Source organism: Chryseobacterium tagetis (assembly GCF_016735585.2).
Classification (GTDB): domain Bacteria; phylum Bacteroidota; class Bacteroidia; order Flavobacteriales; family Weeksellaceae; genus Chryseobacterium; species Chryseobacterium tagetis.
The window spans coordinates 329,293-344,528 of the sequence record NZ_JAERSE020000002.1 but is presented as its reverse complement, the minus strand read 5'-3'; the positions used below and the strand labels follow the sequence as shown (position 1 = coordinate 344,528).

General features: G+C 35.1%; 14 protein-coding genes. 9 read left to right on the top strand and 5 right to left on the bottom strand.

Features of this window, described 5'->3' with window-relative positions:
• Positions 1–4: 4 nt before the first annotated feature.
• A complete protein-coding gene (tgt, locus tag JI747_RS06900; RefSeq protein WP_225687202.1) occupies positions 5–1,138 on the top strand; it encodes a tRNA guanosine(34) transglycosylase Tgt in 1,134 nt (377 codons plus the stop codon).
• Positions 1,139–1,148: 10 nt separating this feature from the next.
• The gene (locus JI747_RS06895) at positions 1,149–2,258 is read left to right on the top strand and encodes an LptF/LptG family permease (RefSeq protein WP_225688234.1); all 1,110 of its coding nucleotides are present in this window, start codon (positions 1,149–1,151) and stop codon (positions 2,256–2,258) included.
• Here the strand turns inward: JI747_RS06895 and JI747_RS06890 are convergent.
• Positions 2,252–2,968 (bottom strand): biotin--[acetyl-CoA-carboxylase] ligase, encoded by a 717-nt coding sequence (locus JI747_RS06890; RefSeq protein ID WP_225687201.1) that lies wholly within the window; start codon positions 2,966–2,968, stop codon positions 2,252–2,254. The genes JI747_RS06895 and JI747_RS06890 overlap by 7 nt on opposite strands.
• Before the next feature lie 86 nt (positions 2,969–3,054).
• Between JI747_RS06890 and rsfS the strand changes: the two genes are divergently transcribed.
• The 6 genes from rsfS (at position 3,055) to JI747_RS06860 (ending at position 9,244) form a co-directional block, all read left to right on the top strand.
• The gene (rsfS, locus tag JI747_RS06885) at positions 3,055–3,423 is read left to right on the top strand and encodes a ribosome silencing factor (RefSeq protein WP_225687200.1); all 369 of its coding nucleotides are present in this window, start codon (positions 3,055–3,057) and stop codon (positions 3,421–3,423) included.
• A gap of 16 nt (positions 3,424–3,439) precedes the next feature.
• On the top strand, positions 3,440–5,452 hold the full coding sequence (gene ftsH, locus JI747_RS06880) for an ATP-dependent zinc metalloprotease FtsH (RefSeq protein ID WP_225687199.1): 2,013 nt from the start codon (positions 3,440–3,442) through the stop codon (positions 5,450–5,452).
• 135 nt (positions 5,453–5,587) lie between these two features.
• The gene (locus tag JI747_RS06875) at positions 5,588–6,169 is read left to right on the top strand and encodes an LUD domain-containing protein (RefSeq protein ID WP_225687198.1); all 582 of its coding nucleotides are present in this window, start codon (positions 5,588–5,590) and stop codon (positions 6,167–6,169) included.
• Between the two features lie 25 nt (positions 6,170–6,194).
• Positions 6,195–7,067 carry a phosphatidate cytidylyltransferase gene (locus JI747_RS06870; protein ID WP_225687197.1) on the top strand — a complete coding sequence of 291 codons (873 nt, stop codon included), beginning with the start codon at positions 6,195–6,197 and terminating at the stop codon, positions 7,065–7,067.
• 4 nt (positions 7,068–7,071) lie between these two features.
• Positions 7,072–7,725, top strand: coding sequence for a phosphatidylserine decarboxylase family protein (locus JI747_RS06865; RefSeq protein ID WP_225687196.1), 654 nt, complete (start codon positions 7,072–7,074; stop codon positions 7,723–7,725).
• Positions 7,726–7,915: 190 nt separating this feature from the next.
• Positions 7,916–9,244 (top strand): peptide-N-glycosidase F-related protein, encoded by a 1,329-nt coding sequence (locus JI747_RS06860; RefSeq protein WP_225687194.1) that lies wholly within the window; start codon positions 7,916–7,918, stop codon positions 9,242–9,244.
• 50 nt (positions 9,245–9,294) lie between these two features.
• On the opposite strand, the gene JI747_RS06855 is transcribed toward JI747_RS06860, so the two are convergent.
• From JI747_RS06855 to JI747_RS06840, 4 genes are all read right to left on the bottom strand, one after another.
• A complete protein-coding gene (locus tag JI747_RS06855; RefSeq protein WP_225687193.1) occupies positions 9,295–9,642 on the bottom strand; it encodes a DUF1801 domain-containing protein in 348 nt (115 codons plus the stop codon).
• A gap of 24 nt (positions 9,643–9,666) precedes the next feature.
• Complete coding sequence (locus JI747_RS06850; RefSeq protein WP_225687192.1) at positions 9,667–11,505, bottom strand: ABC transporter ATP-binding protein; 1,839 nt, start codon at positions 11,503–11,505, stop codon at positions 9,667–9,669.
• A 52-nt stretch (positions 11,506–11,557) separates the two neighbouring features.
• Positions 11,558–12,481, bottom strand: coding sequence for a M28 family peptidase (locus JI747_RS06845; RefSeq protein ID WP_225687191.1), 924 nt, complete (start codon positions 12,479–12,481; stop codon positions 11,558–11,560).
• 230 nt (positions 12,482–12,711) lie between these two features.
• A complete protein-coding gene (locus JI747_RS06840) occupies positions 12,712–13,101 on the bottom strand; it encodes a DUF4293 family protein (protein ID WP_225687190.1) in 390 nt (129 codons plus the stop codon).
• Between the two features lie 146 nt (positions 13,102–13,247).
• Here JI747_RS06840 and rho point away from each other — a divergent pair, with 146 nt between their 5' ends.
• On the top strand, positions 13,248–15,065 hold the full coding sequence (gene rho, locus JI747_RS06835) for a transcription termination factor Rho (RefSeq protein ID WP_225687189.1): 1,818 nt from the start codon (positions 13,248–13,250) through the stop codon (positions 15,063–15,065).
• The last annotated feature ends 171 nt before the right edge of the window (positions 15,066–15,236 follow it).

Below are 15,236 nucleotides of genomic sequence, written 5' to 3'. Positions count from 1 at the left end.
AAAGATGCAAAAGTTTTTTAATATAGAAAAAACCTCGGAGGGGAAGGCTAGAGCAGGTGAAATTACCACAGATCACGGTACAATTCAGACACCTATTTTCATGCCTGTTGGAACTGTTGCGAGTGTAAAAACAGTTCACCAAAGAGAATTAAAAGAAGATATAAAAGCCCAGATTATTTTGGGAAACACCTACCATTTATACCTGCGTCCGGGAATGGAAACCATGCAGGAAGCAGGAGGTCTGCACAAATTCATGAACTGGGATCTTCCTATTCTTACAGACTCAGGAGGTTTTCAGGTGTTTTCATTGGCAAGCAGCAGAAAAATGACGGAAGAAGGGGCGAGATTCAAATCTCACATCGACGGAAGCTATCATATGTTCTCTCCAGAAAAATCAATGGAAATCCAAAGACAGATAGGAGCAGATATTTTCATGGCTTTTGACGAATGTACACCCTATCCTTGCGAATACAATCAGGCAAAAACATCAATGGAGCTTACGCATCGTTGGTTAAAAAGATGTATTGAGTGGACGGAAAATAATCCTGAATTGTATGGTCATAAACAAAGACTTTTTCCAATTGTTCAGGGTTCTACCTATTCAGATTTAAGAAAAATCTCTGCTGAGGTTATTTCTGAAGCCGGAGCAGAAGGAAATGCCATCGGAGGACTTTCTGTAGGAGAACCTGAAGAAGAAATGTACAGAATTACCGATGAGGTTACCGATATTTTACCAAAAGAAAAACCTAGATATTTGATGGGAGTGGGAACTCCTTGGAATATTCTGGAATCTATTGGCTTGGGAATTGATATGATGGATTGCGTAATGCCTACCAGAAATGCAAGAAATGCTATGCTTTTCACATGGAAAGGAGTAATGAATATGAAGAATGAAAAGTGGAAAAAAGACTTTTCTCCCTTAGATGAGTTCGGAACAAGTTTCGTAGACAGAGAATATTCAAAATCATATGTGAGACATTTATTTGTTTCCAAAGAATATTTGGCGAAACAGATTGCTTCAATTCATAACTTAGCGTTTTATTTAGATTTGGTAAAAGTAGCAAGAGAACACATTATTGCAGGAGATTTCTATGAATGGAAAAAATCTGTAGTTCCGGTTCTTAGACAAAGATTATAAAAAAGAGATGATTACAATTATAGATAAATATATTATCAAGAAATATCTTGGGACATTCAGTTTCATGCTGATATTGTTGTCTATAGTTGTACTGGTAATCGATGTTCAGTCAAAAATACCAAGGATACAAAGCGCAACAGAACTTGATCCTAAACTGAATGTTACCTACTTTTTGACCCATTTCTATCCATTTTGGATCATTAATCTGGTGATGACCTTTTTGTCTATTCTGGTTTTTATTTCGGTGATTTACTTTACCTCAAGAATAGCAAACAATACGGAAATTGTTGCTGTGATAAGTAGTGGAGCGAGCTTTCACCGTTTTGCGAGGCCTTACTTATTGACATCAGTTCTCATTGCCGGGATTTCCCTTGTGATTAATCATTTCGTGCTGCCTTGGGCAAATATTAAAAAAAATGAGCTTGAAGCCTATACCTATAATGCCCGAAACAAAGAAAAAGTATTGGGAACTGCTCCTGCTTCAGCACAATTAAGTCGTACAGAATATATATTTGTGAATTCGTGGAATAAAAGAGAGCAGAGAGGTTCAGGATTTATTTTTCAAAAATTCGATAAGGATAGAAAAATGATCTACGAATTAAAAGCTTCAGATGTATATTGGGATAAAGATAAAAAACAGTTTGTCTTAAATAACTATCTTGAAAAAACAATCAATAAAGACAATTCTGCCAAGCTTGGAAATGGTGTTGAATTAAGAAAAAGCTATGGACACAACCCTGAAGAACTCTTCCCGAATGAACTTTTGGGGCAGAATAAAACAACTCCTGAACTTATGAAATTCATAGCCAGAGAAAAAGAAAAAGGAAACAGTAATTTAAATACCCATTTAAATGAGCTTTATCAGAGGACGTCAATGCCTGTTTCTATTATTATTCTTACGTTTTTAGCCCTTTCATTATCATCTCAGAAAAAAAGAGGAGGGTTGGGAATTAACCTTGCTGTGGGAATTTCTTTGGCCTTTGTTTTTGTGTTCTCTTTTGAGGCACTTAAAGTTGTGTCCGAAAATAAAAGCATGTCACCGGCTTTAGCAATGTGGTTCCCGAATATTGTGTTTTTCCCTCTTGCAGCGTATTTATACCTGAAAAGAGCTAATCAGTAAAGAAGCTTTATTTCTTTATGATAGAACGATTGTAATCCGTTTTCATCAAGCTCGATCCAAAGTTTACCGTTCTCGTCGGCTCGTTTTATGATGCCATTTTGTCTCTTTTTATCAAGTTCAAAAACCGAAATTGCATCTTTTCGAAATAAATGGTTGTTGAATAGGGTTGAGATTTCCTCTTCAGAAGGAATATTTTGTAATTTTTCTACAAGAAAATCATGTAAATGTATAGTGAATTCATTGATGTCAAAATACTTTCCGGTTTGTGTTAATAGAGAACCTGCATTGGATATTTCATCAAAACTCTCCTGTAAAATATTGAAGCCTGCTCCAATGATAAAATAATTATTTTGATTTATTTTTTTCTTTTCGATTAAAATTCCAACGATTTTTTTATTTTTAAGGATGATATCGTTTGGCCATTTTATTTCTACCTTATTTTCAGTCAGATTGGCAAGGAAATCTCTTATAATAACTGCGGTATAATAATTGAACATAAAATCTGAAACCAAAATGTTTTGGGTTCTTATCGCTAATGTGTATGCCAGATTTTTTCCTGCAGTAGCAGTCCAGGTATTTCCGTACTGTCCGCGACCTTGAGTTTGGTTAAAAGTATGAAGAGAAATAAAATCCGAATCATCATAAAGTAAAAACTTTGATATTTCGTCATTAGTAGAAGAGCATTCCTTTAGGTAGAATAGTTGGCTCATTTAAGAAAACTTTAAGACATTAAGGGGGTAAAAGTAAGGCTAAAGTAAAAGAAAAACAATAAATTTGCAGATTATAGTATTTTTTAATGAATAACACAGCAGAAAAACAAGCACTAATAGATAAAATTGTAGAGGCTATCCAAGATGTAAAAGGGGAAGATGTAATGATTTTTGATCTTTCTAACATTGAAAACTCAGTAGCAGAAACTTTTATAATTTGTAGTGGAAACTCAAATACACAAGTATCTGCTTTAGCAGGAAGTGTAGAGAAGAAAGTAAGAAACGATCTTAAAGACAGACCTTGGCATGTAGAGGGTACTGAAAACTCAATGTGGGTTTTGGTAGATTACGTGACGGTGGTAGTGCATATTTTCCAAAAAGAAACTCGTGAATATTATGATATCGAGGAACTTTGGGGAGATGCCAAAATCACAAAAATTGAGAATGAATTTTAAATTTTAAAAAGTATAAATGAACAATAAGGGATTTAACTGGTTTTTTCCAATAATAATCGTTGCTCTTTTGCTATTTGTTGGCTCCAATTTTTTAGGAGGTGATGGTGCAAAATCTATTGATGAAGATGGTTTCTTCAGAGAAATGCAGGCGGGAAAAGTTCAGAACATTATAATTTATAAAGATACTGAGAAAGCGGATGTATTCCTTACAAAGGCTGCTAAAACAGCAATGGTGGATAAAGCAAAAGAAAACGATCCCCTTGCAGCATTTTCAGTAGCTCCAAAAGCAGATTTCACTGTTAAATACGGAGATCTTCAGCTTTTTCTTCAAAAATTTGAACAAATAAAAACGGCTAATCCGGCTTTGGCTACGACAAAAGATTACGGAACAGGGAAAAATCCTATGATGGAAATTCTTGTTCAGGCTTTGATCTGGATTACTATTTTAGGAATATTCTATTTCTTTCTTTTCAGAAAAATGGGAAGCGGTGGTGGACCTGGAGGACAAATTTTCTCTATCGGGAAATCTAAAGCCAAGCTTTTTGACGAAAAAGAAAGAATTCAGGTAACATTCAAAGATGTTGCAGGATTAGAAGGAGCAAAAGAAGAAGTACAGGAAGTCGTAGACTTCTTGAAAAATTCTGAAAAATACACAAAATTAGGAGGTAAAATTCCTAAAGGAGTTCTTTTAGTAGGTCCTCCGGGAACGGGTAAGACTTTATTGGCAAAAGCTGTTGCTGGTGAAGCTAAAGTACCTTTCTTCTCACTTTCCGGTTCAGATTTCGTAGAGATGTTCGTAGGAGTAGGTGCTTCCAGAGTAAGAGACTTATTTGCTCAGGCTAAAGCAAAATCTCCGGCAATTATCTTCATCGATGAGATAGATGCTATCGGACGTGCAAGAGGAAAAAATAATTTCTCTGGAGGAAACGATGAAAGAGAAAATACTTTAAACCAGTTGCTAACTGAAATGGATGGTTTCGGAACTGATACGAACGTTATCGTAATGGCTGCAACCAACAGAGCGGATATTTTGGATAAAGCCTTAATGAGAGCGGGTCGTTTTGACCGTTCAATTTATGTAGACCTTCCTGAATTACACGAAAGAAGACAGATTTTTGATGTTCATTTAAAGAAAATCAAACTTGATGATAATGTAGACAGAGAATTCTTGGCGAAACAGACTCCGGGATTCAGTGGTGCTGATATTGCAAATGTTTGTAATGAGGCTGCACTAATTGCTGCTAGAAATAACCATAATTCAGTAAGCAAACAGGATTTCCTTGATGCAGTAGACAGAATTATTGGTGGTCTTGAAAAGAAAAATAAAGCAATTAAACCATCGGAAAAAAGAAGAGTGGCTTATCACGAAGCTGGTCACGCTACAATTTCTTGGTTGGTTGAGCACGCTTCACCATTATTGAAAGTTACAATTGTACCAAGAGGACGTTCATTAGGAGCAGCTTGGTATCTACCGGAAGAAAGACAGTTGACCACTACGGAACAAATGTTGGATGAAATGTGTGCAACATTGGGAGGTAGAGCTGCAGAGCAAGTGATTTTTAACAATATTTCTACAGGAGCGCTTTCTGACTTGGAAAGTGTTACGAAGAGAGCTCAGGCAATGGTTACGATCTATGGTTTGAGTCCAAATATTGGTAATATTTCTTACTATGACAGTTCAGGTCAGTCTGAATATTCATTCGGGAAACCTTATTCTGAAGAAACAGCGAAGAAAATCGATATTGAGATCAAAGGAATTATTGAAAATCAGTACGACAGAGCGATTCAGATTTTGACTGAAAATAAAGACAAATTAGATGCTTTAGCAAATAAACTGTTAGAAAAAGAAGTGATCTTCCGTGAAGATTTGGAAGAAGTATTCGGAAAAAGAGCTTGGGATCCGGAATTGACGGAAAGACCTGTGACGAATACGATTCCTGATGGGAAAGAAAATTCAGCAGAAACAGAAACTAAAGAAAGAGAAGAGGAAAGCGAAATTCAGGCTCCTGAAAGTTCTTCTCAACTGTAAAAGTTAAAAAAATAGAAACTTTAAAAACCTGACAATTTCAAATTGTCAGGTTTTTTCATATTTATAACCAGATTTTTAGAATCTATTGTAATTTATTTTCTATTTTTGTATAAAGTTGACTAAAAATAGATTGAGTTGAATTTATTCAAGAAGATTGTAAGCAAACTAACCAACCAGCCTGAGGAAGAGGATAATCAGAGCCTGGAGAAACTAGGAGATTCGTTGAAAAATGCGGATCTCGACTATAAGTTTGCCCAATTGTTTACGCATTCGGGAGGTTTTTTTAATTACTGTGCAGATGAAGGAGAAGCGTTACAGACTTTAAATCAAATCATTAAAATAGAAGGGATTAACAATCTTTTTTGTTGGGATAAAGAACTTCAGAATTTTTTAAACGTAGTGAAAGTTCCTTATACATCAGATATGGAACATTCTAATGACTCTGCTTTCATTACCTGCGAATATCTTATCGCTTACGACGGCAGAATAATGCTGTCTCATAATAATATTCTTCACTACCATTCTTCAAGACTTCCAGGCAAAATTATTATCATGGCAAATGTTTCGCAGATTGTAAATAATCTGAATGATGCGATGGGAAAAATCAAAAGGAATGGGAACATCAAAAATCTTACTTCTATCAGTGGTAATCAATCGAAATTAGATACTGTTTCTAATTCAAATACAAAGTTGTTTTTATTATTGCTTGAAGATTAAGCATCAACTTTCTAAATTTTAAATTTTGGACAAAAACCTTATTCAACGAACCCTTTCCGGAATTGTATATGTTGCAATTATTGTTTTATGTGTAACTCCACTTGGAGCAAAACTAATTAACTCTATTTCTCCGGACTTGGTTAAGCAGCAATATCTTTATTACGGACTGATTACCTTTTTAATGCTTGTAGGGACTTGGGAATGTGTGAAAATTATGCAGTTTGGTGATGGGTATGAAAAGTGGGTCGTGCTGCCCCTTATTGCTTTCATATTTTATCTGTTCTCTAAACGATATTTTAATTACGGATTCTTTTTTGATTTCAGACTGGGCGAAATATTGGCGATTGTTTTAATTTTAATCGCGGTAGTTACCTTATTTAAGTTTTCAAGCGAATTATACTATGACAGCGGAAAGCTGATTTTTACGGTGATCTATGTAGCACTTCCGTTCTCATTTGCCTTAGGACTTCCGAAATTTACCTCATACGACGATACGTTTTCTTTAGAAGTATTATTTCTCTTTATTTTGATATGGAGCAGCGATACTTTTGCTTATCTAACAGGTAAGTTTTTTGGAAAACATAAAATGGCTCCTAAAATCTCTCCTAAAAAAACATGGGAAGGTTATATTGGTGGAGTAGTACTTACATTGGTTTTATCTTACTTTATAGAGCAGTATCACCCAGACCTTAGAGGGAACTGGATGGTTGTTGGCTTCTTAGTGGCTGCATTTGCTCCGTTAGGAGATTTGGTGGAAAGTCAACTGAAGAGAAATTTCGGTGTAAAAGACAGTGGTAATATCATTCCGGGGCATGGTGGAGTATTAGATAGACTGGATAGTTTTTTAATCTGCGTTCCTGTCGTATATTTGTACTTTATTTTAGCAAAATTTATATAATCTCATGAAATTACACAAAGAATCGAAAGGAACAATTACAGTAGCTACGATATTGTTCGTCATCCTTGGCGCATTGGCTATTTACTTCCTTAAAATTTGGTCGTTAATTATTATTTTGCCTTTATTGGTAATATACAGTTTGGTATTTTGGTTCTTCCGAGTTCCGGATCGTAACATTTTAGAACATAAAGAAAATGTGATAGCACCGGTTGACGGAAAAGTGGTAATGATAAAAGAAGTTGAAGAAGATGAATTTATCAAAGGAAAGGCAATTCAGGTTTCTATCTTTATGTCTCCTTTAAATGTTCATATTTGTAGATATCCGGTATCCGGAAATGTGATTTACAAGAAATATCATCCGGGAAAATATTTGGTAGCCTGGCATGAAAAATCTTCTACAGAAAACGAAAGAACAACGGTTGCTGTAGAAACTTTAACCAACCATAAAGTTGTTTTCAGACAAATTGCAGGATATGTAGCAAGAAGGATTGTTTTCTACTGTAATGAAGGCGATGCTGCAAAAGCGGGACATGAGTTCGGATTTATTAAGTTCGGGTCAAGAATGGACGTTTTCTTGCCATTAGATACTGAAATCATCTGTAAAATTGGTGATATTACCAAAGGAGGTTTGGATGTGATCGCAAAATTGAAAGATTAAGATCTTATCAAAATAGTAAAAGACCGTTTCGAAAGAAGCGGTCTTTTGATTTAAACACATTTTGTTTTTGCTGAAATTTGAATTATATTTTTTATTTATTAGTTTTTTGATTTTATTTAAATGTTTAATCTTGCTTATTTTTGTTTTAAATTGTATTTTTGATGCGAAATCATAAATTTAAACTTTTAAAATGAAAAAAATTCTACTTCCCTTACTCCTCTTTGCCGGATTTTTTAAAATGGAGGCTCAAACTACGATCAATGTATTTTCACAGATTGTTTTTTACGACGGATATGCAGCAAATGTTTCCAATGCAGTTCCTGCGAATACCATTCGATTGGCGAATTACAGATATGCCAAAAAACTGAGTGATGCTGAACTGAATTCTTTTCAGAATAAAATTCAGATGAATGTAAATATCGGAGCTCTTTGTGACAATTATGACCGTATCGGAGGGGTACATATTGCTTTAGTTCCTAAAAACCAGACAACCTATACATTAAGTGATACAGGAGTGAAAAGATTTGAAATAGGAAGATATATTACTCCTTTCATGAATAAAAATATTTCTCCAACCACAGTTCCTTATACTTATGAAGTAGATAATCTATATACTGTTTTCAGTAATGTAGCTTTACGAAATACGTATGATATTTATGTAGAGCTGGATGTTTTCGGGGTTCCTTATGCTGCAAATACACAGGTTGTAGGGTGCTCGGGAAGAAATGATGTTTTTGAAGGAACGCTGAATTTTGTCACGTACAATGATCCTTCAGTTACTACTTCGTATAATAATCTGCTTCCGTTATTAGACTCTAATGAACTGAATAATTATAATAATACGGATCAAGCCGGGGAAACAGTTAGACTGGTTAATTTTAATATCAATCAAAGTACGGATAATGCTAAGTTTTTCATTATTTCCACGCCGCATGGAGCCAATACCAATGGAGAGGAATATGTAAGAAGGGAAAATCTGGTTTCATTAGATAATGCCCAGGTTTTAACCTTTACTCCGGGTGGAAAATCGTGTGAACCCTACAGAATGTACAATACACAAGGAAACGGAATATATGGAACATCCGTAAAAACTACCGCTTGGTGGACTTCTTGGAATAACTGGTGTCCCGGTGATTCTGTACCTATCAGAAGCTTTACATCAACAACGCTTACTGCGGGAAATCATGTGCTGAAATACGAAGTTCCAAGTGCTGTTTTTTACGGTCAGGATGGAAGAGTGGTTCTTTCCGTTTATATGCAAAGCAGTAATCAGCTTTTGTCTGTAAAAGATGTTTCTACCATAGATGTGTCAATTTATCCTAATCCTACTACAGATTTTGTAAACATAAGATCGGATAAAAAGGTGAAAAACATTCTTGTCTATTCTTTAGACGGAAGAAAATTGAATGAGATAAAAGATTCTCGGGTTGATCTTACTCAGTATCCGACCGGTACCTATTTGCTGGATATTACGTTGGAGGGAGGAACTCAATTTAAACATAAGATCATTAAGAAATAATCCAACGTCTATAAAAATAAATAAGAGAAGTCATTTTGGCTTCTCTTATTTTATTTGATATACTGTTTTACTTCTTTAATCAGACTCAAAATGAAATCTAAAGGTAAATCCTCATCCATGTCAATTAAAAGGATTTTAAACTTCTTTCTGCCTTCCTGAAGCAATTCGGGTTGATCTAATCTGTCGCCGTGATAGAAACTTATATAATGCTGCTTATGCTTTTTGCTGTAATACAAATAACACAGCATTTTCTTTTTATACTTAAAAAACGGCAATCCAAAACTCAAAGTCTCTGTAATATTTTCTGTGTCGGATTCCAGAATCTTTTTGCGCAAAAAAAGAAGAGTACTTCTTTCAGGCTCATCGATTCTGTAGAAGTACTCTTGTATAGGGTTCATTTTAAAAATTTAATTTAAAAAGATTTAATCAAAATTCTGAAGCTCAACCAATTTATGATAAACGCCTCTTTTAGCAATAAGATCATGGTGAGTTCCCTGTTCCATAATATCTCCTTTTTCCATGACTACGATCCAGTCTGCTTTCTGAATCGTTGAAAGACGGTGAGCGATTACTAAAGACGTCCTGTTTTCCATCATTTTTTCCAGTGCATCCTGAACGAATCTTTCGGATTCTGTATCTAAGGCAGAAGTGGCTTCGTCCAAAATCATGATCGGTGGATTTTTCAATACCGCTCTTGCTATAGAAACCCTTTGTTTCTGGCCTCCGGAAAGTTTTCCGCCATCATCTCCGATATTTGAATCATATCCTTCAGGAAGATTGGTAATAAATGAGTCTGCATTAGCAATTTTCGCGGCTGCAATTACCTCTTCTCTTGTTGCGTCAGGTTTACCCATCAAAATGTTATTGTAAACCGTATCGTTGAATAAAACAGATTCCTGAGTCACCATTCCTAATAACTTACGGTATTCTTTTAATTTTAAATGTTTAATATTGGTTCCGTCAATTAAGATTTCTCCCTCAGAAACATCGTAAAATCTGGCTAAAAGATTAGCAATCGTTGTTTTACCACTTCCACTTTGCCCGACAAGAGCAACTGTTTTTCCTTTTGGAATGCTTAGCGAGAAGTTTTTAAGAATCGTATGATCTTTATCGTAATAGAAACCGATATTATTAAACTCAATGGCATTATTTAAAGTAGTGATAGATACCGGATCTGCTATCTCGTCAATTTTCACATCTGCATCAAGAATTTCTAACACTCTCTCAAGAGAAGCTTCTCCTTTCTGAACGTTGGAAATAGACTGAGATAGACTTTTAACAGGAGGTAAGATCTGGAAGAAAATTCCTAAGAAAACAAGGAAATCTGCAGGAGAAATACTCTGTTCTACAATAATTTGTTTCCCACCGTACCAAGCAATAATTAAAAAAGTCACTGAACCTAAAAATTCGCTCATGGGCGATGCAAGTTCCTTTTTTCTACCCAATCTTATAGAACTGTTGATCCACTTTTGCATAGACTGCATGAATCGGTTATCCATTATTTTTTCAGAACTGAAGATCTTAATTACTTTTGTGGATTTCAATGTTTCATCTACAATAGAGAAAATAGTTCCCATTTCGTTTTGAGCTTCATGAGAATCCTTTTTTAAGCTTTTTCCAATCAATGCAATCATAGTTCCCATTACAGGCAAGACTAACAGTGAAAAAAGCGTCATTTCCGTACTCAGGAAGAAAAGGGTTACCAACGTACTGATTAACATAAATGGCGCGTTGATCAATTCAACCAAACTTCCCAAAATATTTCCTTCTACTTCACCTACGTCATTTGACATACGGGACATCAAATCTCCCTTTCTGCTTTCTGTGAAAAAAGAAACAGGCAAAGAAAGAATCTTTCTGTACATGGCTCCACGAAGGTCTTTTGTAACACCTACACGATAATTGATCAATAAAAATGATCCCAAATATCTGAAAAGGTTTCTCAGTAAAAACATAAAAGCAGTGATGATACACAACCAGGCCAATACCTTAAGCGCTCCGTAGTCTGTAACCAAACTCTGAACATAATAATTGGCATATTCTTTTGTGTAAGAGAAAAAGTCTAAAATTTTTCCCGAATAAACAGGTGCGTGACTGTATTTTTTGGCCTCAATGGTGCCGAAAAGCATTCCCAAAACCGGTAAAATTGTTCCTAAAGAAGCAATTTGAAACACAGAATACAGAAGATTGAAAAATAAACTTCCATAAATGTATTTCTGGTGCGGTCTTGCGAATTTTAAAATTTTTTGATACTTGTTCATTCAATGAAAAAATTGGATAGCAAAATTACGTAATTTAAATGATAAGACGTTTTTAATTGAATTTTACTTTGTCGTTATAGGTTGGATTGAAGTTTTTCGGGCTTAGTTTCTTTAAAGTCTTCCCAAAATTATTGATAATCTGAGATAAATTATCAAAATCAACCACGTGTAAATCATCACTTTCATCATGATAATGAGTCGCTTTTGTCATATCTGCCGTTGAAAAAGAATGTGCAATAATTTTCTTTTTTACAAAACTTACGTTGTCTGATCTGTAGAATAATTGCTCAGAAGCATAAGGATCCGGATTGATCTTTAAACCATTCACTGCATTTTTATTGAAAAGTTCATCAAGATCAGAAAACTCGTCACCTGTCATGAACAATGCATTTTTTCCAAACTGAGATTCAGTTGCTACCATTTCAAAATTAAAAAGAGCGGTCATATTGTTGTAGATCTTATCCAATCCTTTGTCCTGAGAGATTGCTTTAGAACCAAGCATTCCTTTTTCTTCTCCGTTAAAAGCCATAAAGACCATAGAGAATTCAGGTTTTTCGTTTTTAAAATAATCTGAAATTCCTACCAGTGTAGTAATTCCGCTTGCGTCATCATCGGCACCGTTATAAATGTTATCACCCTCTTTCTGGCTGGTTCCTATGTGATCAAAATGCCCGGAAAAGCCAAGGTATTTATCTGTTTTTCCTTTTTTTACTCCACATACATTGTAGACGGTTTTCCCTTTGTAGTCAAACGGAATCAGGTAAGAATTTCCGGTACAGTATTCAAGATTGTTTTCTTTAAAAAGTTTGGCAATATAGTTTGCGGCGTTTTCATTTTCCTGAGTTCCGATTTCACGGCCTTTCATTTCATCAGAAGCTAATGTAGCCAGAACGGTATTGATTCTTTCTTTTGAAACTTCCTGCGCAAAAGAGAATATAGAGAAAAGTGATAAGGTAAGATAGGTTAGTTTTTTCATTGTTTAGATTTATTTAAGATAATCTGTCGCAAGTTTAATAAAAATGTTGCATCTGACTTTCTATTTCCCACAAATTGTATAGATTCCACAAATGCTTATATCATGATAGGATAAATTTTTAAAAGAAAATAAGGCGCAATCATCTGTGAAATCTGTGGTCTTCGGGAGCTCAAACATAAAAAAACAGCTTCTAAAAAGAAGCTGTTCTCACTCAAAAAATCGTTGTAAGGTTATCGAAGTCTGTCTACAGATTTTACGAGCCTCTCATCTTTCTTGATATATAGGTTTGCAATGAACAAACAGATAATCGCAATCAATGAAAAAATTGGCTCAATACCCTTCTCAGGAAACTGAATTCCTCCGGATAATTTTAGTAACCAGTACATCAATATACCAATCAACAAAGCGTTTATAATGATGCTGATGGTATTCAGCAAAATTTGTCTTTTTCTGTTTTTAAAGCTGAATACACTCAGTAATCCAACTAAAACAAGTGCAATACAAGCGATCTTAATCACAGGAAAACTGTCGGAAATGATAACATCCTGTCCTGTAATGAACAGGAACACAGCAGCTAAAACTGCTAGAAAAGTCCATATTGTCTGTATTCTTTGTAGCATTGAATATTAAATTCTATGCAAAAATAACATAAATTTTGCACAATTCAAAAATAAGTGTAGATTTGCATTATACGAATGTACTTTGAAAACAACAGTCACCGGACTTACTTTTCTTACTCACAATTAATTACATTTTTACATTAAATATGTTTAACATTGAAACGTTAAGGTCAAAATCCGTAACGGACTTGACTAAAATCTTAAAAGATTTAGGCGTTAAAGTTGCAAGAAACAGCAATGAGAATGATAAAATCTTTGCGATTCTTGACTTTCAGGCTTCCAACCCTAAAGTTGCTAAAGATTATTTCAACGCCACAGAAAGTAGTATAACTACTGAGGAACCTCCTGTAGAGAAAACAGTAAAGGCTCCTGCAAAAAAAGCTGCTCCTAAAAGAGCTGCTCCCAAACCTAAAGCGGAAACAAAACCGCAGATTGAAGAAAAGGTAGAAGAAAAAGAGATTGTTGCAGAAGAACCACCTGTGAAAGCAGAGGAAATAAAAGCGGAAATCAATACTGAAGATACTGCTAACGAATCTGCCGCAGCTGCGAATGCTAAGAAGAAAAGGAAACGACTTCCTGCTGCAAATACAGGCAATTCTGAAACAACTCAGGAAAAAACAGAAGTTCCCAACACTACAGAATCTCAAGAAACTGCTTCAGCAGACGAAAAGCCGACACCTTCTCAACATCAGGCTAGACCTCAAAAAGGTCAAAATCATCCGCAAAACAACGGAAATCAACATAAAAACCAAAACCAACAACACCATAATCAGCATCAAAATCAGAACAGGCAGCAACAGCATTCTGAAAGAAATGAGGAACATCATGAGCCGAAAAAAGAATTCAGCTTTGATGGAATGGTAAGTATTGAAGGGGTTTTGGAAATCTTACCAGATAACTACGGATTCTTACGTTCATCTGATTTTAGTTATATTTCTTCTCCTGATGATGTGTATGTTTCTACTGCGCAAATCAGAAACTTCGGTTTGAAGACTGGAGATACTGTAAGAGGAATCGTAAGACTTCCAAAAGAAGGTGAAAAATATTTTTCTTTATTAAGACCGACAGAAGTTAACGGACGTGATCTTGCTTTTATTAAAGATCGTGTTGCTTTTGAATATCTGACACCACTTTTCCCTGAAGAGAAATTTAATTTGGCGGGAAATAATTCAACAATGTCTACAAGAATTGTTGATTTAATTGCTCCCATCGGAAAAGGCCAAAGAGCCATGATTGTTGCCCAGCCAAAAACGGGTAAAACAATGTTGCTGAAAGATATTGCTAATTCTATCGCAGCTAATCATCCTGAAGTCTATATGATGGTCCTTCTGATCGATGAACGTCCGGAAGAGGTTACCGATATGGAAAGAAGTGTAAATGCGGAAGTTATTGCATCTACCTTTGATGAAGCGGCTGACAAACACGTGAAAGTAGCCAATCTTGTACTTGCTAAAGCACAAAGAATGGTAGAATGCGGCCATGATGTTGTGATCTTGCTGGATTCGATTACGAGATTGGCAAGAGCTTACAATACAGTTACCCCTGCTTCTGGTAAAGTATTATCAGGAGGGGTTGATGCAAATGCTCTTCACAAGCCAAAAAGATTTTTTGGGGCTGCAAGAAAAATAGAAAACGGAGGTTCTCTTACGATTATTGCAACTGCTCTTATTGATACAGGTTCTAAAATGGATGAAGTGATCTTTGAAGAATTCAAAGGGACGGGTAATATGGAACTTCAGTTAGACAGAAAAATTGCCAACAGAAGAATTTATCCTGCAATTGATTTAGTAGCTTCGAGTACTCGTAGAGATGACTTGCTTCTTGATGAAGTGACCTCTCAGAGAATGTGGATTTTAAGAAAATATCTTTCTGAAATGAATCCTATAGAAGCGATGGAATTTGTAAGTAAAAACATAAGAGGAACCCGTAATAATGAGGAATTCCTTATGTCTATGAATAAGTAAATTAATTTAATATTGTTAAGAAAAAGCACAAACTTTCTGGGTTTGTGCTTTTTTATTGAGTTGAAGCGAAAGAATCAGTGGGATATTAGAGGTAATCTCTACTCATTTTCTAACCTTCATTTTTTTATAACAAAATTTAATTCATTCTAAATCAATATATCAATGTTAAAG

Coding starts and splice junctions, on each gene's coding strand:
- tgt (WP_225687202.1), top strand. CDS start 5: ATGCAAAAGTTTTTTAATATAGAAAAAACCTCGGAGGGGAAGGCTAGA.
- JI747_RS06890 (WP_225687201.1), bottom strand. CDS start 2,968: ATGAGCCAACTATTCTACCTAAAGGAATGCTCTTCTACTAATGACGAA.
- rsfS (WP_225687200.1), top strand. CDS start 3,055: ATGAATAACACAGCAGAAAAACAAGCACTAATAGATAAAATTGTAGAG.
- ftsH (WP_225687199.1), top strand. CDS start 3,440: ATGAACAATAAGGGATTTAACTGGTTTTTTCCAATAATAATCGTTGCT.
- JI747_RS06865 (WP_225687196.1), top strand. CDS start 7,072: ATGAAATTACACAAAGAATCGAAAGGAACAATTACAGTAGCTACGATA.
- JI747_RS06860 (WP_225687194.1), top strand. CDS start 7,916: ATGAAAAAAATTCTACTTCCCTTACTCCTCTTTGCCGGATTTTTTAAA.
- JI747_RS06855 (WP_225687193.1), bottom strand. CDS start 9,642: ATGAACCCTATACAAGAGTACTTCTACAGAATCGATGAGCCTGAAAGA.
- JI747_RS06850 (WP_225687192.1), bottom strand. CDS start 11,505: ATGAACAAGTATCAAAAAATTTTAAAATTCGCAAGACCGCACCAGAAA.
- JI747_RS06845 (WP_225687191.1), bottom strand. CDS start 12,481: ATGAAAAAACTAACCTATCTTACCTTATCACTTTTCTCTATATTCTCT.
- JI747_RS06840 (WP_225687190.1), bottom strand. CDS start 13,101: ATGCTACAAAGAATACAGACAATATGGACTTTTCTAGCAGTTTTAGCT.
- rho (WP_225687189.1), top strand. CDS start 13,248: ATGTTTAACATTGAAACGTTAAGGTCAAAATCCGTAACGGACTTGACT.